The 19,408-nt window shown below is 72.4% G+C and carries 18 protein-coding genes; 10 read left to right on the top strand and 8 right to left on the bottom strand.

Features of this window, described 5'->3' with window-relative positions; all coding sequences use genetic code 11:
* Positions 1-1,138 (top strand): SulP family inorganic anion transporter (locus tag ACFVHO_RS39590; RefSeq protein ID WP_385725381.1); only part of this gene is annotated, 1,138 nt, incomplete at its 5' end.
* On the opposite strand, the gene ACFVHO_RS39595 is transcribed toward ACFVHO_RS39590, so the two are convergent.
* Positions 1,132-1,521: an SHOCT domain-containing protein gene (locus ACFVHO_RS39595; protein ID WP_385725382.1), complete on the bottom strand. Its 390-nt coding sequence runs from the start codon at positions 1,519-1,521 to the stop codon at positions 1,132-1,134. The two genes, ACFVHO_RS39590 and ACFVHO_RS39595, sit on opposite strands and share 7 nt — an antisense overlap.
* Positions 1,522-1,622: 101 nt before the next feature.
* On the opposite strand from ACFVHO_RS39595, the gene ACFVHO_RS39600 reads away from it, so the two are divergent.
* Together ACFVHO_RS39600 and ACFVHO_RS39605 are read left to right on the top strand one after the other, a co-directional pair.
* Positions 1,623-2,138 (top strand): hypothetical protein, encoded by a 516-nt coding sequence (locus ACFVHO_RS39600; RefSeq protein ID WP_385725383.1) that lies wholly within the window; start codon positions 1,623-1,625, stop codon positions 2,136-2,138.
* 120 nt (positions 2,139-2,258) lie between these two features.
* Entirely contained in the window at positions 2,259-3,065 is an 807-nt protein-coding gene (locus ACFVHO_RS39605; protein WP_385725384.1) for a YhjD/YihY/BrkB family envelope integrity protein, read from the top strand.
* Here the strand turns inward: ACFVHO_RS39605 and ACFVHO_RS39610 are convergent.
* The gene (locus tag ACFVHO_RS39610) at positions 3,057-4,460 is read right to left on the bottom strand and encodes a DUF2252 domain-containing protein (protein WP_385725385.1); all 1,404 of its coding nucleotides are present in this window, start codon (positions 4,458-4,460) and stop codon (positions 3,057-3,059) included. The two genes, ACFVHO_RS39605 and ACFVHO_RS39610, sit on opposite strands and share 9 nt — an antisense overlap.
* A gap of 173 nt (positions 4,461-4,633) precedes the next feature.
* Here ACFVHO_RS39610 and ACFVHO_RS39615 point away from each other — a divergent pair, with 173 nt between their 5' ends.
* Entirely contained in the window at positions 4,634-5,962 is a 1,329-nt protein-coding gene (locus ACFVHO_RS39615) for a diacylglycerol/lipid kinase family protein (RefSeq protein ID WP_385725386.1), read from the top strand.
* A gap of 28 nt (positions 5,963-5,990) precedes the next feature.
* On the opposite strand, the gene ACFVHO_RS39620 is transcribed toward ACFVHO_RS39615, so the two are convergent.
* On the bottom strand, positions 5,991-6,455 hold the full coding sequence (locus ACFVHO_RS39620) for a hypothetical protein (RefSeq protein WP_385725387.1): 465 nt from the start codon (positions 6,453-6,455) through the stop codon (positions 5,991-5,993).
* Positions 6,456-6,631: 176 nt separating this feature from the next.
* On the opposite strand from ACFVHO_RS39620, the gene ACFVHO_RS39625 reads away from it, so the two are divergent.
* Together ACFVHO_RS39625 and ACFVHO_RS39630 are read left to right on the top strand one after the other, a co-directional pair.
* Positions 6,632-6,883 (top strand): hypothetical protein, encoded by a 252-nt coding sequence (locus ACFVHO_RS39625; protein WP_385725388.1) that lies wholly within the window; start codon positions 6,632-6,634, stop codon positions 6,881-6,883.
* Between the two features lie 220 nt (positions 6,884-7,103).
* Positions 7,104-7,502, top strand: a complete 399-nt coding sequence (locus ACFVHO_RS39630) for a LuxR C-terminal-related transcriptional regulator (RefSeq protein WP_385725389.1) — start codon at positions 7,104-7,106, stop codon at positions 7,500-7,502.
* A 43-nt stretch (positions 7,503-7,545) separates the two neighbouring features.
* On the opposite strand, the gene ACFVHO_RS39635 is transcribed toward ACFVHO_RS39630, so the two are convergent.
* From ACFVHO_RS39635 to ACFVHO_RS39645, 3 genes are all read right to left on the bottom strand, one after another.
* A complete protein-coding gene (locus ACFVHO_RS39635) occupies positions 7,546-9,864 on the bottom strand; it encodes a LuxR C-terminal-related transcriptional regulator (RefSeq protein ID WP_385725390.1) in 2,319 nt (772 codons plus the stop codon).
* Positions 9,865-9,982: 118 nt separating this feature from the next.
* Positions 9,983-10,507 carry a DUF1269 domain-containing protein gene (locus ACFVHO_RS39640; protein ID WP_385725391.1) on the bottom strand — a complete coding sequence of 175 codons (525 nt, stop codon included), beginning with the start codon at positions 10,505-10,507 and terminating at the stop codon, positions 9,983-9,985.
* Complete coding sequence (locus ACFVHO_RS39645; RefSeq protein ID WP_385725392.1) at positions 10,507-11,058, bottom strand: DUF1269 domain-containing protein; 552 nt, start codon at positions 11,056-11,058, stop codon at positions 10,507-10,509. Before ACFVHO_RS39645 ends, ACFVHO_RS39640 begins: the two co-directional genes overlap by 1 nt.
* A gap of 122 nt (positions 11,059-11,180) precedes the next feature.
* Between ACFVHO_RS39645 and ACFVHO_RS39650 the strand changes: the two genes are divergently transcribed.
* The 4 genes from ACFVHO_RS39650 (at position 11,181) to ACFVHO_RS39665 (ending at position 18,355) form a co-directional block, all read left to right on the top strand.
* Entirely contained in the window at positions 11,181-12,635 is a 1,455-nt protein-coding gene (locus ACFVHO_RS39650) for a hypothetical protein (protein WP_385725393.1), read from the top strand.
* Positions 12,632-15,322 (top strand): glucosidase, encoded by a 2,691-nt coding sequence (locus tag ACFVHO_RS39655; RefSeq protein ID WP_385725394.1) that lies wholly within the window; start codon positions 12,632-12,634, stop codon positions 15,320-15,322. The genes ACFVHO_RS39650 and ACFVHO_RS39655 overlap by 4 nt, the downstream gene beginning before the upstream one ends.
* Positions 15,319-16,803, top strand: a complete 1,485-nt coding sequence (locus ACFVHO_RS39660) for an alpha-amylase (RefSeq protein WP_385725395.1) — start codon at positions 15,319-15,321, stop codon at positions 16,801-16,803. Before ACFVHO_RS39655 ends, ACFVHO_RS39660 begins: the two co-directional genes overlap by 4 nt.
* A 115-nt stretch (positions 16,804-16,918) precedes the next feature.
* Complete coding sequence (locus ACFVHO_RS39665) at positions 16,919-18,355, top strand: MFS transporter (protein ID WP_385725396.1); 1,437 nt, start codon at positions 16,919-16,921, stop codon at positions 18,353-18,355.
* On the opposite strand, the gene ACFVHO_RS39670 is transcribed toward ACFVHO_RS39665, so the two are convergent.
* Together ACFVHO_RS39670 and ACFVHO_RS39675 are read right to left on the bottom strand one after the other, a co-directional pair.
* Positions 18,350-18,772 (bottom strand): RDD family protein, encoded by a 423-nt coding sequence (locus tag ACFVHO_RS39670; RefSeq protein WP_385725397.1) that lies wholly within the window; start codon positions 18,770-18,772, stop codon positions 18,350-18,352. The two genes, ACFVHO_RS39665 and ACFVHO_RS39670, sit on opposite strands and share 6 nt — an antisense overlap.
* 50 nt (positions 18,773-18,822) lie before the next feature.
* Positions 18,823-19,408, bottom strand: a 586-nt coding sequence (locus tag ACFVHO_RS39675) for a hypothetical protein (protein ID WP_385725398.1), incomplete at its 5' end; no start/stop codon positions are given.

Below are 19,408 nucleotides of genomic sequence, written 5' to 3' on the forward strand. Positions count from 1 at the left end.
GGTCGGGGCGGCGGCGGCCGTGGTGGGCACCGCCGGGATCGCGCGGAGCGTGGTGCGCCAGCGCTGGTTGCCGAAGGTCCCCGCGGTGCTCGTCGCGGTGGTCGCGGCGATCGCCGCGACCACCGCTTTCGACCTGGGGGAGCACGGGGTCTCCCTGGTCGGCGAGTTGCCCGAGGGGCTGCCCCCGCTGACGGTCCCCGACGTGCGCCTCGACGACCTCGCACCCCTGGCCGCCGGAGCGTTCGGCATCGCCGTCGTGTCCCTCGCGGACACCATCTCCAACGCCTCCGCCTTCGCCGCCCGCACCGGCCAGGAGGTGCGCGGCAACCAGGAGATGGCCGGGGTCGGCGCGGCGAACCTGGCCGCCGGGCTCTTCCAGGGCTTCCCGGTCAGCACGAGCGGGTCGCGCACGGCCGTGGCCGAGCGGGCGGGGGCGAGGACGCAGCTGACCGGCGTCGTCGGCGCGGCCCTGATCATCCTCATGCTGGTGCTCGTGCCCGGCCTGTTCCGCCATCTGCCCCAGCCCGTCCTCGCGGCGGTCGTCATCACCGCCTCCCTGTCCCTCGCCGACATTCCCGGGACCGTGCGGCTGTGGCGGCAGCGCAAGGCGGAGTTCCTGCTGTCGATCGCGGCGTTCCTGGGGGTCGCCCTGCTCGGCGTGCTGCCCGGGATCGGCCTGGCGGTCGCCCTGTCCGTCCTGAACGTCTTCCGGCGGGCGTGGTGGCCCTACGACACGGTCCTCGGTCGGGTGCGGGGCATCGAGGGCTACCACGACGTCCGCTCCTACCCCGAGGCCGAGCACGTGCCCGGCCTCGTGATCTACCGCTTCGACGCCCCGCTGTTCTTCGCCAACGCCAAGACGTTCCGCGACGAGGTGCTGCGGCTCGCCCGCTCGGACCCGCGGCCGCGGTGGATCGTGCTCGCGGCCGAACCGATGACCGACGTGGACACCACGGCCGCGGACGTGCTCGAAGAACTCGACGAGGCCCTGAACGCCCGCGGTGTCCACCTCGTCTTCGCCGAACTCAAGGACCCCGTACGGCACAAGATCGAGCGGTACGGACTGACGCGCACCATCGACCCGGACCACTTCTTTCCCACTCTCGAGTCCGCCGTCGCCGCGTTCCGGGCTCAGTAGGCGAGGAACCTGTGTTTGGCATGCTCGAACTCCGCCTGGGACAGGGCTCCCGACCGGTGCAGTTCCGCGAGCCGTTCGAGTTCCCGGACGTCGCCGCTGGTCGACGACGTGGCCACCGGGTACGGGCCGAGGTCGGACGCGCCCTGGTAGCCGCGGCGGCCGGTGCGGCGGCTGATCCCCTTGCCCTGCACGATGAGATAGATGGCCACGCCGAGGAGCGGCACCACGAGCACGAACAGCAGCCAGGCCGCCTTGGCCAGACCACTGAGGTCCTCGTTGCGGAAGATGTCCACGATGACGTGGAAAACGATGAGGAACCACATGATCCACAAGAAGAAGATCAGCATGGTCCAGAAGATGCCGAGCATCGGGTAGTCGTCCACAGCACACCTCCAGTCGATCCGATGGCGACACCCTCGCGGACGGCTCACCGCCCCGTATCACCCCTGGAAGGTGATCCGCGCTCACGGGGGGAGGCCGCCGGATGAAGAACATGTCCCCGGCTCCGGCGCACCCCCGGTCGCACGAGCACCCCGGCGCGGACTGCGCCGGGGCGGTGTACGGCTCCCTGCTCGCCGCCTCGGTGGTGGCCACCGCGGGCAGCGTCGGCGACTACCCCCGCCTGCGGCTCGTGCTCCTTCTCGTCGTCACGGGCCTGGTGTTCTGGGCCGCGCACGTCTACGCGCACCTGGTCGGCGAGCGGGCCGCCGGAGAGCCCGGGGGGCGGCGCGCGGTGCGGTCGGCCGCCGTGCGCGAGTGGCCGATCGTCCAGGCCGCCGCGCTGCCCGCGGCCGCCGTCGCCGTCTGCGCGCTGCTCGGCGTGGACACGCGTGCCACGGGCTGGGTCGCCCTCGGCACCGCCGTGGCCCAGCAGGTGGCCTGGGCCTCCGTCGGCGCGGCGCGCGCCGGTGCCACGCGCCCTCGGCTCCTCGCCGAAGCGGTCGTCCACCTGGCACTCGGCCTTGTCCTCGTCGCCGTCAAGGCCCTGGTGGCGCACTGAACTTGGGCGCGGGGAGCGGGGCACGGCCCCCGGCGCGTCACCCGTGGCAGGCGACGCGCGCCGCCCGGGCGGGCGCGATGGTGCGCGGTCAGGACTTCCCCGCTGCGAGAGGGCACCGTCATGGCGAGCGCCCGCACCGCCCGGTCGCTGACGGGCCGCGTCGTTCATCAGCTCGTGCACGTCAACATCCTGGACACCGCGACCCGGCTCGCGGCCCAGGCGTTCCTGGCCGCGCTCCCGATGCTGATCGCGGTCGCCTCCTTCTGCCCGCGCCCCGTTCGGCGGGAACTCCTGCGCTCCCTGCGTGCCACGTTCGCCGGCGGCGGATCCCTCGGCACACCGGTCGACGAGGTGTTCGCGGGCGCGCAGCGCACCCACTACAGCTGGGGCGCGGCCAGCGTGCTGATCGCGCTGCTGTCCGCCACGGCCTTCACCCGGGCCCTGCAGCGGCTGTGCGAGCGCACCTGGCACCTGCCCCGGGCGGACGTGCGGGTCATGGTGTGGCGCTGGGCGTGCTGGCTCGTCGTCTGGGTCGTCATCCTCGTCCTGCGCGGGGCGATGCACGCGGCGTTCGGGGCGGGCCCGGCCGCCGGCGTGGCACTGGAGCTGACCGCCGCCGTCCTGCTGTGGTGGTGGAGCCAGCACCTGCTGCTCGCCGGACGCGTGGCCTGGCTGCCGCTGCTGCCGGGAGCGCTGCTCACCGGCGTGGGCGTGGTCGTGTTCTCCGGGGTCTCCGCGCTGTGGCTGCCGCGCGCGCTGGAGCACGGAGTCGAGCGGTACGGGGCGCTCGGCTCCGTCTTCACCCTGCTCTCCTGGCTGATCGTCTTCTTCGTCGTCGTGGTGCTCGGCACCGCCGTCGGATACGTGCTCGCCCACGACGAGTCCGTCCGGCGCCGGCTGGGGGCGCCGGACCCGCCCTCAGGCTGACACCGCGGTGATCCGCCCGTCCCGCTCCGCCTCGACCAGCGCCCGGTGGTCGCGCTCGTTCTGGTCGGCGTAGGCCTCGGCGAACCGCGCCACCGCCCGGTCGAAGGAGTCGGACTGCCCGAGGTACGCGGCGACGGCGATGCGGTCGCCGGAGCGTGCGTGGGCGCGTGCCAGCGTCGTTCCGCACAGCCTGCCGAACAGCCGCATGACGTCCGGCGCCATGGTGTCCGCCTTGGGGATCGCCTTCCAGTCACGCAACTGGCGTACGTAGAAGTCGCGTTGCCGCCCGTCCAGGCCCGTCACCCGCTCCCATCCCAGGAACATGTCGGACGTGGCCTGCATCAGCCGCTGCCCGGCGACCACCCGTTCGCCCTGGTGCGCGTACCCGCTCGGTTCGGTGAAGTCCGCGAGCGCCGAGTCCTGCGCCTCCTTCGCCTGCAGGAAGAGGGGGTCCCGGTCGTCCCGGCCGAGCAGCAGGATGATCCAGCAACGAGTGCCGACGCTGCCGACGCCCACCACCTTGCGGGCCATGTCGACCACGCGGTACTGGCCGAGCAGCGTCCTGCGGTCCGCCGCGAGGCTGTGCCCGTAGCCCTCGACGAGGGCCCGCAACTGCCCCTCAAGGCGCTCCCGTTCGACGTCGGGCATCAGCTCGTCCAAGGGGGTCACCAGCGGCGGGTCCGGAGTGATGCGCACCTCGCCGCCGACCACGTGGGACAGCCTGTCGAGGGCCTGGAGGTGATCGCGGGTGCGCGCCTTGTCGAGCGTCCGCGACAGCCGCCGCGCCGTCCGCGGCCGCAACTCGTCGGCGAGCACGTCGTACAGCTCGTCCGCGTCGATCCGGCTGTACCACACGTCCACGTTGCGCATCCCGGCGAAGTCGGCCATCGCCTCGCGGTACCCGCGCGCCGTCTCGCGGACCACACCCGCCCGCTCCCGCCCGCTGAACCCGTTGCCGCGGCCCGCGATCACCAGGCTCGTGCACAGCCGCTTGACGTCCCACTCCCACGGTCCCGGGTGGGTCTCGTCGAAGTCGTTGATGTCGAACATCAGATGCCGCTCCGGGGAGGCGAGCAACCGGAAGTTCAGCATGTGCGCGTCCCCGCACAGCTGGGCCCTGATGCCGCTCGCCGGTGTACCGGCCAGATCCTGCGCCATGAGCGCGGCCGCCCCGCGGAAGAAGCGGAAGGGCGACTCCAGCATCCGCCCGTACCGGATCGGCACCAGCTCCGGGACCCGGCTCGCCGACTGCCGCTCGATCACCTCGACCGGGTCCGGCCGGTCCGCTCCCGGTGCGAACTCCGCGTGGCTCGACCGCGGGACGAGCGTGCGCGCGGCCCTTCCGCGCGCGGCCCGTTCCTCCGGAGTGGCGTGCGCGTGCTTGGTTTCGGACATGAGGGCCTCCCTCCAGGAGGGCCACGATGAGGCCGCGCGGGCCCGATGGAGTCACCCCCGCGGTGTGAGAACGGGCCCGGTCCCGCGTCCGGCGTGCCCCGGGTCCGCGCCCGGCGTGCGGATCACCTTCCGGGGGTGATGCGGGACCGGACACCGGCCTGCACCGTGAACCCATGAAACCGACGATGCGGGGGCGGCGATGGCTGGCGCGCGTGTCGCTGGCCGCGGCCGCCGGAGTGGTCCTGGTTCCAGCCGTGTTCGCGGGAATGCGGACCTTCGGGCTTCTGGCCGTCGGCCTCGCCGGTCTCGCGCTCACCGCCGCCGCGATCTGGTGGGGCCTGAGCCAGCGGGGTCTGCTGCGGCTGCTCGCCCTGCTGCTCGCCCTGGCGGCCCCGCTGTGGGTCCTCGTGGAGTACGCCAGGGCCGACCTGGTGTGGGTCGCCGTTGTGGCGGTCGCGCTCTGGCTGGCCGCGCTCGGCGCCGGGCGGGCCGCCGTCGCCCGGCACGACGAGCCGGATCTGATGCCCGAACATCCGGCACCCGAGGTCCAGCACCCCGTGCTGATCATGAATCCCCGCTCCGGCGGCGGCAAGGTGCGCCGGTTCGCCCTGCGCGAGAAGGCCGAGACCCTGGGTGCGGAGGTCCTGCTCCTGGAGTGGCGGGGCGAGACGGACGTGGCGGAGATGGCGCGCAAGGCCGCGGCCGAGGGCGCCGATCTCCTCGGGGTCGCGGGCGGCGACGGCACCCAGGCACTGGTCGCCGATGTCGCCGCCGACCTGCGGCTCCCCTTCCTGGTGATCCCGGCCGGTACGCGCAACCACTTCGCGCTCGACCTCGGCCTGGACCGTGACGACCCGTCGAAGGCCCTCGACGCCCTGTGCGACGGCGTGGAGCTGCACGTCGACATCGGCAGGGCGGGCGGCCGTCCGTTCGTGAACAACGTGTCGTTCGGCGCCTACGCGGAGGTCGTCCAGAGCCCCGCGTACCGCGACGGCAAGACCCGCACCACCCTCGAACTCCTCCCCGACCTGCTCCTCGGCCACAAGGGCGCGTACCTCACCGCCCGTGCCGATGACACCACCTTCTCCGGGCCGCAGGCCCTGTTGGTGAGCAACAACTCCTACGGCACCGGTGACATCGCCGGACTGGGGCGCCGCGCCCGCATGGACGACGGCGTGCTCGGGTGCGTCGGCGTCAACGTGACCAGCGCCGCGCATGCCGCCGGGCTGCTGCGGGGGCGGCGCGCCGCGGGCCTGACGCGGGCGACGGCGACGGCGGTGGTGGTCGACGCGGACCAGGAGCGGATCCCGGTCGGGGTCGACGGTGAGGCGCTGGTGCTGCGCACCCCGGTCCGCTGCGAGCTGCGGCCGCGGGCCCTGCGGGTGCTCGTACCGCGACAGCGGCCGGGCCTCCGCAAGGCCCGGCCGCCGGTCGACTGGCGGCTCGTCGGCAGACTGGCCCTGGCGTCGGCGCACACCCTGAAGCAGGCGCCGCCTCGCTGAGCCGGTTCTGCCCACCGCCCTGGCGGACCTACATCGGCGCTCCGTACACCTTGTGCGCCACCGGCCGCCCGTACATGGCGAGGGACCAGATCACCAGCACGTCGAGCGCGATGATGATCGCCGACCACACGGGGGCGTACGGAGTGAAGAAGAAGTTCTCCAGCGCGCTGAGACCCGCGACCGCCATACCGACGGCACGCGCCCACATGCGGCCGCTGAACATCGTGAAAGCGGCCGCGAGGATCACGACGCCGGAGATCAGGTGGAACCAGCCCCACGCCGTGATGTCGAACTCGTAGATGTAGTTGTTCAGGGTCACGTAGTAGTCGTCGTCGATGATCGCCGCCAGTCCTACGATCGCGTGGTAGGAACCGATGATCGCCAGGACACACACGGCGAACACCACGCCGCCGAGCGCGAGCGGCCGCACACGCGAGGACTCCGACTCCGGTGCGTTGTGCCGGGTCTGACCCGGCGAAGTCTGTTCGGCCATGTCTGGACCTCCACTTCGGTGAGCCGGAGCATGGTCCCTCGCCGCCGGTTCCGGTTCACCCGCAGCGGATGAGTCTGGGGAGCGGGCGGGCCGCTGTCACCCCGACGGGGTGAGGCGGTCCGCGCCCGCTCCGGAAGAATGAGCCGTGTCAGCGACGCCGGTGCGGAGGTGACGCCATGAACGGGGCGCAATCGGGCCCGGGGAGCGACCGGCCCGGGGTGCCGTCCGGCAGTGGCGACTTCGAGATCCGGGTCCGGGGCCGGATCGGCGAGCGCTTCCGGTCCGCCTTCGGTGAGGTGACGGTGCGGCTGCGGCCCGCCGAGACGGTGCTGTACGGCGTCGACCTCGACCAGAGCGCCCTGTACGGCATCCTCGACCGCATCCAGGCGCTCGGACTCGAACTGCTCGAAGTGCGTCGACTGCCCTGAGGGGACGGCTGGTTCGGGAGGGGCCGGGAGTGGCGGACAGCCCATATAAATGGACCGTAAAGCCCCTTCCCGGCGCCGCCCGGAGTGCGCAATTTGGGTGTGTACCGTCTGCCGACAGGAGGTGGCGGACATGCCTGTGCTGTCCCGCACCCAAGAGAGCCGCCGACACCCGCGTTCCCGCCCAGGGGACCCGTGTTGCGCGTCCACGCTGTACGGGCAGTTGCGCGGTCTCGGACGTGACTCGGACGAAGAGGAGACGGCGGCCGTCACCTGCCTGATGTGGCTCGCCGACGTCCTGGTGCGCATCGCGGAGGACCTGGACGATCCGGGCTGCGCGGGCGCACTGGTCGAGGAGGCGTCGGCCGTGCTTGCCTCGCTGCCCCACAACGGCCGGACCGGGACGGATCCCGGTCCGGTGCCGTCCGCGGAACCGTTGACGGAGCGTGAACTGATGGTGCTCCAGCGCCTTCAGGACGACCTGTCGCTGCGGCGGATCGCCGACGACCTCTTCATCTCCCACAACACCGTCAAGAGCCACGCCCGCGCGCTGTACCGCAAGCTCGGGGCGCACTCACGGCCCGAAGCGCTCGGCCGCGCGCGGGCGTTGGGGCTCCTGTAGGGGCAGCCCTCGTCTCCGGCGTCTCCGGAGCGACGAGGGGCGCTCAGGTGCGGGTCGCGCCCGCCTTGGGCGGTTCGAACCCGGTCGGGCGGAGCAGCTGCAGTTCGACGGCTCGCCGGATCGCGGCGGATCGCCGGGTCACCGCCAGCTTGCGGTAGACGCTCTTGAGATGGGTCTTGACCGTGTTCACGGAGAGATAGATGTCCTCCGCGATCTCCTCGGTCGTCATCATCTGCGCCAGCCGCTCCAGCACGTCGCGCTCCCGCGGGCTGAGTTGCTCGACCGGGGGCGCGGGGGCGAGGTCGTGGCCGGGCACGGGGCGCCGCACCCGCCCGCAGGGCGTGCTGAGACAGACCGCGCAGGCCCGTTCCACGGGTTGCCTGAGCCCCGGGGGCAGCCAGGACGAGGTGGCGGCGACGAGGGCGTCGGGGACCCGTGTCAGCCCGCGTTCGGCCGCGGTGAGGAGCCCGGCGACGAGGTCGGCGACCCCTGAGGTGAAGGTGTCGGGCCGCCCCCGCAGCGCCGCCCGCGCCTGGGCCAAATGGCGGCGCGCGGGGCCCGGTTCGCCGCGTGCGAGGTCCACCCAGGCGCGCACGGCGAGCTGGGTGCTCCTGGACCGCGCGGACGGGGTCCAGGCGGGCAGCGGCGGCCGGTCCGCGTGCGCGGCGAACTCGCCGGCGGCGCGGAACCGTCCGCGCAGCGCTTCGAGCAGCGCGAGCTCGACCAGGCCGTCCCGGCGCAGGACGCCGTTCCCCGCTGCCCCCGCCGCCTTCAGGCAGCCGGTGAGAGCGGCCTCCGCGGCCTTCGGTGAGCCGCTGCGCAGCGCGGCACGGCCCCGCACGATCAGGGTGAGCGCCTTGATCTCCGGACGGTCCGCCAGGGCCTCGGGCGGCAGCAGGGCGATGAGGGCGTCGGCCTCGCCCGCCGCGATCCGGGCCGCCTCCACGTCGCGCCCCTGCTCCAAGGCCATGCGCACCACGGCGTGGCAGAGGCGGCACCTCAGGGCGCGGTCGTCGCCGTCCTCCGGGAGCCGGGAGATCAGCTCGGTGGCCTGCCCGAGCGCCTCGGCGCAGGCCGGCGCGTCCGCCCGGGCCGCGGCGGCGGCCGCGGTGACGAGCGCCGACTCGGCTTCACCGGCCGTCGCTCCCGCGGGGCCGCGCGCGCACAGGGCGTCCGGGAGCCGCGCGGAGGTGAGCCCGAGCACCTGGCCGATCGCGAGCCGGTGCACGATCAGACGGCCGGCGTAGTCCCAGTCCTCCGCCGCGAGCGCGTGCTCCACCGCCTGGCGGAGCAGGCCGTGTTCGGCCAGCCAGGCCGCGGCGGTGCGGTGCAGGTCGCAGACGAGCCCCGGGCTCTCGTGGCGCAGGCTCACCCGCAGCACGTCCGCGAACATCTGGTGGCAGCGGAACCAGCCCTGGCCGACGGACTGCAGGAAGGAGTTCTGCCGCACGAGCGTGGTGAAGTGCCGTCCCGCGTCGGGGCCCGCGAGCGCGGTGGCCAGCTCCGCGTTCAGGTGGTCCAGGATGCTCGTCGTCAACAGGAGATGGCGCATGGCCGGGGGCTGTACGTCGAGCACCTCCTCGACCAGGTAGGTCACGACGGACTCGTCGTCACCGGCGAACCGGGCCACGAACTGCGCGGGTTGCGGATGGTGCTCCATCGACATGGCGGCCAGACGCAGCCCCGCCGCCCATCCGTCCGTGCGCTGCCTGAGGGCGCTCAGCACCGACCTCGGCACCTCCACGCCGTGCTGGGCAAGCAGGGCGTCCGCCTCGCTGTCGTCGAACGCGAGGTCGGCGGTGCGCAGTTCGGTGAGGTCGCCCACGAGCCGGTGGCGGTGGAGCCGCAGCGGTGGGTCCCGGCGCGACAGCACGAGGAGCCGCAGCACGTCCGGTGTGTGCCGCATCAGGTCGACCACGCCCTCGGCGACGGGGGAGTCCGGCTCCGGCTGGAAGTCGTCGAGGACAAGCACCACCGGCTCCCGGCGCGCCACGAGCAGCGTCGAGAGGCCGGCCACAAGGAGTGGCCCGGCGGTCCTCGTGTCCAGCCCCGGCAGGTCCACGCCCGCCTCGCGCAGCGCGCCGAGCACCCGCGGCCAGAAGACCTCGGGCTCCTCCTCACGGCCGTCACAGGTCACCCAGGCCACCGGGCCCGGGGCCCGTCCTGTGTGCGCCCACTCCACCGCGAGCGCCGACTTCCCCGCGCCCACGGGCCCCACGACGACGGTCAGTGAACCGAGGACGCCCCGGGAGAGGCGTTCGGTGAGCCGGGGCCTCGGGACGAGCCACTTCGGCAGCGGAGGCAGGGTCACCCGGGATGCCGGAACGGAGCCGTTCTGTTTCCCGCACGCGCACTTGTCCATGGCGCCACCTCGCTCTCGGAGGAGGGTGGTGAGGCACAGCCAAGTCTGCTGCCGACCGGCGAGACGGCATCCGCCGGGGATGCCGTCTCACCCGGGTGAAATTCCGGACCGGGCGATCTTATGCGCGCTTGCGTCCGGGACCGGGCTCCGTCGGCGGCGGCTGCTCCCGGAGGGCGGCGACAAGTTCCTCCTCCCGGTCCCTGGTCAGCGAGGTGCGCAGGACGACGGGGCTGAAGGGGCGCAGTGCGTCGCGTACACGGTCGGGCGTAGAGCGGCGTACGAGGGCGAACACGGCCGCCCGGCCTGGTTCGAGGGTGCTCGCCACTTCTTTGACGAAGGCGTCGTTCATGCCGATGTCGGTGAGCTTGCCCGCGACCGCGCCGGTCGCGGCGCCCACCGCCGCACCGAAGACGGGCATCAGGAACAGCAGGCCGAACAGCGTGCCCCACAGCGCGCCGCCGGCCGCGCCGGTCGCGGTGGTGCTGTAGCTCTGCCGCACGTGGATCTTGCCGTCCAAGGTGCGCCACGCGAGCGCCGCGTCCTCCAGGTCGAGCAGCTCCTGGTGCGACAGTTCCTTGCTCAGCCGCATGACGGCCTCGGCCTTCTCCTTGTCCGAGAATCCGAGCACGACGAGTTCGGCCATCAGGACCTCCTGTTGCCACGGGCCGTCCGGCCCGGTTCGGAAGGTGGGGCGGGGGGTTCGCCGAGCCGCTGTGCCGCGGCGATGAGCTCCACGGCGACCGGCTCCAGGGCCTCTTCGGTGAGGAACCCCTCGGCGACGGGGACGCCGCCCGCGTCGCGGATCGCGGTCCTCAAGTACTTGGCCCACACGTGTTCGAGCAGGACGTACGCCGCCGACGTGCCCGGGGCCTGGCGCTCGGCCAGTTCCCTGATCTCACCGAGGGTGAGGCCGAAGGCGTTCTCCCCGGAGAGCGACGGAGCGTTGTTCTCCGCTCCCGACAGGAGCTCGCGGGGGATGCCGAGCAGCGCGGCGACGGTGTCGCCCATGTCCTCGGCCTGGTAGTCGAGGGTGAACAGGTTCCCGCCTGACCCCTTCTTCACGAAGAGCATGTCGAGGACGCGGATCTGGCCGTTGGCCTCCAGAATCTCCAGTTCCTCGACGATGCGCCCCTCGAACTTCGTGTCGGGGCCGAACTCGACGGCAAGTAGCTGGACAGGTCCGATGCTGCCCATGGTGTCTCCCTTCGTCGCGACCGGCTCCATTTCCCCGCAAGCCGAGCCGCCCGGCGTCACCCGCCGCAGGTGAGGGACCGGCGCCGAACCTGCCTCACGGTGGCCGCGGAGGTGTGACGCCCATGGCCCCAGAGGAAGCGGCGGGCGATGGCCCGTCCGGCACGGACACCACGACCGAGGCGGAGCTGGCGCGACTGCGGGCGGAGGTGGAGACCCTGCGGGACCGGGCGGGCACCGAACGGCGGCGCCGGGAGCGGGTCTTCGCGGTGCGGCGCGCCGTCGCCGCCGTACTGATCGCCCTGGTGGCCGTGTGCGCGGTCACCTCGGTCGTCGGGGTGTGGGGAGCGCGGACCACGCTCAACACGGACCGGTGGGTCGCCACCGTGGGGCCGCTGCCCGAGGACCCGGACGTGAACGCGGCCGTCTCCACGTACATCACCAGGGAGGTGTTCGACCGCGTCGACGTCGAGCAGCGGGTACGCGAAGCCCTGCCCGCGCGCGCGTCGTTCCTCGCGGCACCGGTGTCCAAGGCCACCCGCGACCACCTGCAGAACATCATCTCCGGACTCATGGAGACGGAGCGGTTCCAGGACCTGTGGCGGGCCACCAACCGGATCGCCCACGAACGCGCCGTGGCCCTCCTGGAGAACCGCAGGGAGGACGTGCGGGTCGAGGGCGACAAGGTCACCCTGAACCTGCTGCCCCTGGTCAACAACTCGCTCACCGCCCTGGAGAGCAGGCTCCCCACGCTGTTCGACAAGAAGCTCGACCTGCCCACGCTGTCCTCCGGAGAGATACCCCCCGAGCTGCACGCCCGGATCGAGAAGGCCCTCGGGGTGTCGCTGCCGGACGACTTCGGGCAGATCACGCTCTACGACCGGCATGAGCTCGGGCAGTTGCAGGAGATGGTGCTGCTGTTCAAGCGCGCGGTGGTGGCCCTGGTCATCGGTGTGCCGCTGCTGCTCGGGGTCGCGCTGTGGATCTCCCCGAACCGCCGTCGCACCCTGCTGCAGCTCGGCCTCTGGCTGGTGGTGACGGTCACGGTCCTCTCCAGCGTGCTGCGGGGCGTGCGCGACCAGGTCCTCGGCCAGGTGACGCCCGGTGTCTACCGCGAGGGGGTGCGCTCCGCGATGTGGACGATCTTCACGACCCTGCGCGAGCGCGGCGACCAACTGCTGTGGATCGGCATCGTCGTCGCGGTCGTGGCCTACCTCGTCGGACCCGGACGGCTGCCCGTGGCCGTGCGCGGACACACGGCCCAAGGAGCCCGGGCCGCCGCCCGCTTCGCGACCCGCGCCGGCCACCGCGTCTCCGAGGGAGCCGGACCCCGGCCCTGGATCCAGGCGCACGCCGACGTGCTCCGCACGGTGGGCATCGTCGCCGCGGCCCTGGTCGCGCTGCTGCTCTCGTCCTGGGCCGGGCTCCTGGCGGTGGCCGTGGTGCTCACCGTCTACGAGGTCACCGTCACGCTCCTCGCGCGCGGCGGCGGCTCACCCGCGAAAGGTGAGGCGCGGCCCGGGAGCGGCTCCGAAACTGGCGGTCCTCCGGTGAGCCCGCAGCAAGGAGGTACCGCATGAGCAGCAAGGCGAGCACCGGGCGGATCGGCCCGCGTGGGGACGAGGAGGGCCGGTCGCGGTTGTGGGGCCCCTATCTGAGCGAACGCCAGTGGGGGACCGTCCGCGAGGACTACAGCACCAACGGCGACGCGTGGGCGTACTTCCCGCACGACCACGCCCGCTCGCGCGCCTACCGCTGGGGCGAGGACGGACTCGGCGGCATCTGCGACGAGAAGCAGCGCCTGTGCTTCGCCCTCGCGCTGTGGAACGGCCGCGACCCCATCCTCAAGGAACGCGCCTTCGGACTCACCAATGGCGAGGGCAACCACGGCGAGGACGTCAAGGAGTACTACTTCTACCTCGACGGCACGCCCAGCCACTCCTACCTGAAGTACCTGTACAAGTACCCCCAAGCCTCGTTCCCGTACAACGACCTGCTGGCCGTCAACCAGGCCCGCGGGCGGCAGGAGTTCGAGTACGAGCTGCTCGACACCGGGATCTTCGACGAGAGCAGGTACTTCGACGTGACCGTCGAGTACGCCAAGGCCGCGCACGACGACGTCGCGGTCCGGATCACCGTCGACAACCGGGGCCCCGACGAGGCCACCGTGCACGTGCTGCCGACCCTCTGGTTCCGCAACACCTGGTCGTGGACCGAAGGGGCGGAGAAGCCGCGGATGAGCGCGGTCGACGGGCCGCTCGGCACCGCGACCATCAGGGCCGAACACCCCGAACTCGGCGGCTACGACCTGCGCGTGGGTGTCCCGGCGCCGCTGATGTTCACGGAGAACGAGACCAACGACGAGCGGCTGTTCGGCTCGCCCAACGCCTCACCGTACGTCAAGGACGGCATCGGCCGTGCCGTGGTCGACGGGGACGAGACCGCCGTCAACCCCGCGCTCGAGGGCACCAAGGCGGCCGCGCACCACACCTTGACCATCCCCGCGGGCGGCTCCGAGACCCTCCGGCTGCGGCTTGCCCCCGCGGGCTCGCAACTGTCCCTGGCCAAGGGTTTCGACACCGTCTTCCGTGACCGGATCGACGAGGCCGACGCCTTCTACCGGGAGCTCACCCCGAAGGGCGCGGGCGAGGACGAGGCCCGCGTGCTGCGCCAGGCACTCGCCGGGATGATCTGGACCAAGCAGTACTACGGCTTCGACCTGGAGACCTGGCTGTCCGAACACGGACTGGGTCCCTGGAGCCTGCCGCGGCCCGGCGTGCGCAACCGTGAGTGGTTCCACATGGTCTGCGACGACATCGTCTCGATGCCCGACAAGTGGGAGTACCCCTGGTTCGCCGCCTGGGACCTGGCGTTCCACGCCGTGGCCCTGTCGGCGGTGGACATCGACTTCGCCAAGGAGCAGCTGGAACTGCTGCTGCGCGGCACCCATCTGCACCCCAACGGCCAGATCCCCGCCTACGAATGGAACTTCGGCGACGTCAACCCGCCCGTGCACGCCTGGGCCGCCTACTTCGTCTACACGATGGAGCACCTCAGCACCGGACACGCCGACCTGGAGTTCCTGGAGCGCTCCTTCCAGAAGCTCCTGACGAACTTCACGTGGTGGGTCAACCGCAAGGACCCGAGCGGCCGCAACGTCTTCCAGGGCGGCTTCCTCGGCCTCGACAACATCGGCGTCTTCGACCGCAGCGCCCCGCTGCCGACCGGCGGCCAGCTGGAACAGGCCGACGGCACCGCCTGGATGGCCCTGTACTGCCAGTCCATGCTCCAGATCGCCCTGGAACTGGTCGAGCACAACCCCGCGTACGAGGACCTGATCCTGAAGTTCGTCGAGCACTACCTGTGGATCGCCGCCGCCATGGACCGCGTCGGCGACCTCGACGACGGGCTGTGGGACGAGGAGGACGGGTTCTACTACGACGTGCTGCGCCTGCCCGACGGACAGGCGGTGCGCCTGAAGGTGCGGTCCATGGTGGGCCTGCTGCCGCTGTGCGCGTCCACCGTCTTCCAGCCGCACCAGCTCGCACGGGTGTCCGGCCTCGGCGAGCGGCTGCGCCGCTTCGCCGACCGCCACCCCTCGCTGTCCGTCACGCTCGCCTCGGCGGGCGCGGGCGTCGAGGGCGGACCGCGGCTCCTTTCCGTCGTGGACGAGAAGAAGCTCGTGCGAGTGCTGTCCCGGCTGCTCTCCGAGGACGAGTTCCTCGGTCCGTACGGGATCCGGGCCCTCTCCCGCCATCACGCCGAGCACCCGTACCGCTTCTGGGTGGACGGTGCGGAGTACCAGGTCGGCTATCTGCCCGCGGAGTCGGACACCGGGATGTTCGGCGGCAACTCCAACTGGCGCGGTCCGGTGTGGTTCCCGGTGAACGCCCTCCTGATCCGGGGCCTGCTGAACCTGTACGCCTTCTACGGCGACGACTTGACCGTCGAGTGCCCGGAAGGGTCGGGCGACCGCAAGAACCTGTTCGAGGTCGCCAAGGAGATCGCGGACCGGCTCACCCGCACCTTCCTGCGGGACGAGAACGGACGAAGGCCCGTGTACGGCGGGCAGGAGCAGTTCCAGAGCGACCCGCACTGGCGCGACCTGATCACGTTCCCCGAGTACTTCCACGGCGACAACGGAGCGGGGCTCGGCGCCTCTCACCAGACCGGCTGGACCGGCCTCGTCGCCGCCCTGATGAAGCTCTTCGGGACCGTGGAGCCGGGGGACTTCCTGGGCGGGCCCTCAAGGAGGAACAGGCCATGACCGCACTGCCCGCACAGCCGGTCGTCCTCGAGGTGAACACCCGGGTGTGGCTCCGCGAGGTGCAGCGCCGCACCGGCCGCCCCGTGGGACTCGGCGACGTGCCCAAGGACGCCTGGGACGAGGTCACACCGCACGGCGTCGACGCCGTCTGGCTGATGGGCGTCTGGGAGCGCAGCCCGCAGGGACGGGAGATCGCCCTGCGGGACGCGTCGCTGCGCGCCGCCTTCACCCGGGCCGTGCCGGACATCGCCGACGAGGAGATCGCCGGATCGCCGTACTGCGTCCGCGGCTACCAGGCGGACGTGATGCTCGGCGGCCACGAGGGCCTCGCCGCGGCCCGGTCCGAGCTGGACCGCCGGGGCATCGGGCTGCTGCTCGACTACGTCCCGAACCACGTGGCACCCGACAGCCCCTGGGTGTCCGAGCACCCCGAGTACTTCGTGCGCGGCACCGCCGACGACCTCCGGCGCGACCCGGCGGCGTTCCTCGACACGGGGACCGCCGTCCTCGCCCGGGGCCGCGACCCCTTCTTCCCGCCGTGGCCGGACGTGGTGCAGCTCAACGCCTTCGCGCCGGAGCTGCGCGAGGCGACCGCGGACCTGCTCGCCCGCATCGGCCGGGTCTGCGACGGGGTGCGCTGCGACATGGCGATGCTGCTCATGAACGACGTCTTCGCCCGGACCTGGGGACAGCACGTGGGAGCCGCTCCGCAGGACGACTTCTGGCCCACGGTCGTCGCCGCCGTCCGGCGCCGCCACCCCGGCATGGTCTTCGTCGCCGAGGCGTACTGGGACCTCGAATGGGCCCTGCAGCAGCAGGGGTTCGACTTCTGCTACGACAAGCGCCTCTACGACCGGCTGCTGCACGAGAGCCCCGAGTCCGTCCGCCACCACCTGGCGGCCGACGAGGTGTACCAGCGCCGCCTCGTGCGCTTCCTGGAGAACCACGACGAACCCCGGGCCGCGCACACGCTCCATCCGGCCAAGGAGCGCGCCGCGGCGATCGTGATCGCGACGCTGCCGGGCGCGACGATGTGGCACGAGGGGCAGTTCACGGCCCGGCGCACACACTTGCCCGTCTTCCTCGACCGGCGCCCCGACGAGCCGCCGGACACGGACCTGCGCGCCTTCCACGAACGGCTGCTGGCCCAGGTCCACAAGAGCGGGATGCGCGGCGGACAGTGGCGTCTGCTGGCCGCCGAGGGCTGGCCGGACAACCCCAGCCACCGGGACCTCGTGGCGTGGTGCTGGTCCGGTCCCGGCGGGCGGTTCCTGGTCGTCGTCAACCTCTCCGGGCACCGGGCGCAGGGCAGGGTCCGGCTGCCGTGGGACGAACTGGCCGCGACGGAGACCCGGTTGACGGACATCCTCGACGGCTCCGGATACCAGCGGGCCGGAAGCGAGCTCACCGGCCCCGGGCTCTTCGTGGACCTGGACGCGTGGGCGGCGCACGTACTCGCCGTCGAATCCGCCCACGACTGACCACGGCGGGGGCCCCGGGCGGCGTTCGGGAGGAGGAGCCGACGCCGTCCGGGGTGCGCGTACACCCACGCGGGCCCGACGATCCGCCGCCCGCCGCAGAGAGAGGCCAGGCCCCGTGACCGAGGATGCCGCCGGCAAGGGACACGCCGACCGCGGCCGGCCGGGTGCCGGCAAGCGCGTACTGGCACCGCTCGCCCTCGCGCAGTTCATCTGCAGCTTCGCCGGGTCCAACATGAACGTGATGATCAACGACATCGGCGACGACCTGGACACCACCGTTCAGGGAGTGCAGATCGCGATCACCATGTTCCTGCTGGTCATGGCCGCGCTGATGATCCCCGGCGGCAAGGTGACCGACCGCGTGGGCCGCAAACGCTGCTTCCTCGCGGGCCTGGCCGTCTACGGCGTCGGCGCGAGCCTCTGCGCGGCGGCCCCCGGACTCGGCGTGCTGATCCTCGGCTACTCCGTCCTCGAAGGCATCGGCACGGCCCTGCTCATCCCCCCGGTCTACGTCCTCACCACGCTGCTCTTCACCGAACTGACCTCCCGGGCCCGTGCGTTCGGCGTCATCATGGCCGCCGGTGGCGTCGGCGCGGCCGCGGGGCCGCTGATCGGCGGGCTGATCACCACCACGATCAGCTGGCGTGCCGCGTTCGCCTTCCAGGCCCTGGTGGTCGCGCTGATCATCGTGCTGAGCCGTACGATCGCCGACCCGCTGCCGCCCGACCCCTCGCGCCCCTTCGACGTCCGCGGCGCCGTCCTGTCCGCCGGTGGGCTCGTCCTGATCGTCATGGGCATCCTGGCCGCCGACAACAACCTGTGGCTGATGCTCGCCCTGTTGGCCGTCGGCTGCCTCGTGCTGGCCGGGTTCGGGCACTGGATCCGCAGAGAGGAACGCGTCGGAGCGGAACCGCTGCTGTCCACCGGCCTGTTCCGCAACCGCACCTCCAACCTCGGCCTGATCACCCAGAACGCCCAGTGGCTGCTGCTCATGGGCACCTCGTTCACGGTCGCCACCTACCTGCAGGTGGTACGCGGCCACGACGCCATCCAGACCGGCGTCATCTTCACCGCCGCCACGCTCGGGCTGCTCGTCTCCTCGCTCGCCGCGGAACGCCTCGCCGAACGGCGGTCCCAGCGGACCCTGATCATGAGCGGCTTCGCGCTCGCCGTCGTCGGCATCGGCGTCCTGATCGCGCTGGTCGCCGGATCGCCCAGCAACTGGGCGTTCGCCCCCGGCCTGCTGCTGATCGGCCTCGGCCTCGGCGTGATGCTCACCCCGTCCGTCAACGTGGTCCAATCCGCCTTCCCCGAGGACGAGCAGGGCGAGATCTCCGGCCTGTCCCGGAGCGTCTCCAACCTCGGCTCCTCCTTCGGCACCGCCATCGCCGGCACCATCCTCGTCGCCGACCTCAGCGACCATGCCTACGTGGTCGCCATGGCCACCCTCGCGCTCGCGGCCCTCGTCGGCCTCGCCGCCGCCACCCGCCTGCCCCGCATCACCCCGGCCGTGGGCGACCCGTCCTCCACCTCGCTCCGACCAGGGTCATGAGGACGGCCGCCCGCGCCGCGGCACCCAGTCGTGGATCACCGCGCTGGCGAGGACGAGGTCCTGGGCGGACGCGCTCCGCCGGCTGAGGGGGACCCACAGCAGCCCGAGCGGGAAGAGCAGGCACAGCACGGCGCGCAGCAGGGCGCGCCCGATCCCGAGCCGCCGCCCCGACCGGGCGACGACGCGGAGCCCGAGGGCCTGGTCCCCGAACGTACGGCCCGCCAGGCCCCAGCCCGACGTGAGATACAGGACGGCGATGAGCGAGCCGGACACCGCGGTGAGCCAGGCGGGCGGGTCGGGAACGCTGAAGGGCGGCCCGGACACAAGGAGCCGCGCCGCCCCGCCGCCGAGCTGGGCGGCGAGTCCGAGCCCGGCCACGACGAGGGCGTCGATGAGGGCGGCGAACGCGCGGGACACGAGTCCGGCCGGACCTCCCCGCGCCGCGCGCGGTCCGAGTCCGGCCGCCGTCACGTCGGCTTCCCGGTCGGCGACCCGGTCCCACCCTCCCCACTGGCGCGCACGGTGCCGTTCCTGCGGAGCAGCCGGTCGGCCACCTGGTTCACCATCCGGTCGGCCCGCATGCTCCGCTCACGGAAGGCGTCGAGCGTCTCCTTCGTCATGCCGCCGCCGGTGTCCCGGACGATCCGGCCGAGGTCGATCTGGGTGAGGACCTCCAGGGTCAGCGGGACGAGGTCGACGCGAGCGACCACGGCCCGCACGTCGACGCGGTCGGCGACCTGGTTGACGTCGACGCGGTCGGCGACGCGGACGACGTCGACGCGGTCGGCCACGCGGTTGACGTCCACGCGCTCGGCGACGCGATTGACGTCGACGCGGTCGGCCACGCGATTGACGTCCACGCGGGACACGAGGGCGTCCAGGTCGATCCGCTCCACCACGGCGGAGATGAGTTCGCGGAGCAGGGCGTCGGTGCCCGCACGCAGAACCCTCAGCGTGAGGCGTGGCAGGAACAGTGCCACGCCGACCGGATTCGTGCTCCTGTATTCGGCCACCCGGACATCCCAGCGCGCCGACGGGGCCGTGCCCTCACCC

The organism is Streptomyces sp. NPDC127108 (assembly GCF_042677545.1).
Classification (GTDB): domain Bacteria; phylum Actinomycetota; class Actinomycetes; order Streptomycetales; family Streptomycetaceae; genus Streptomyces.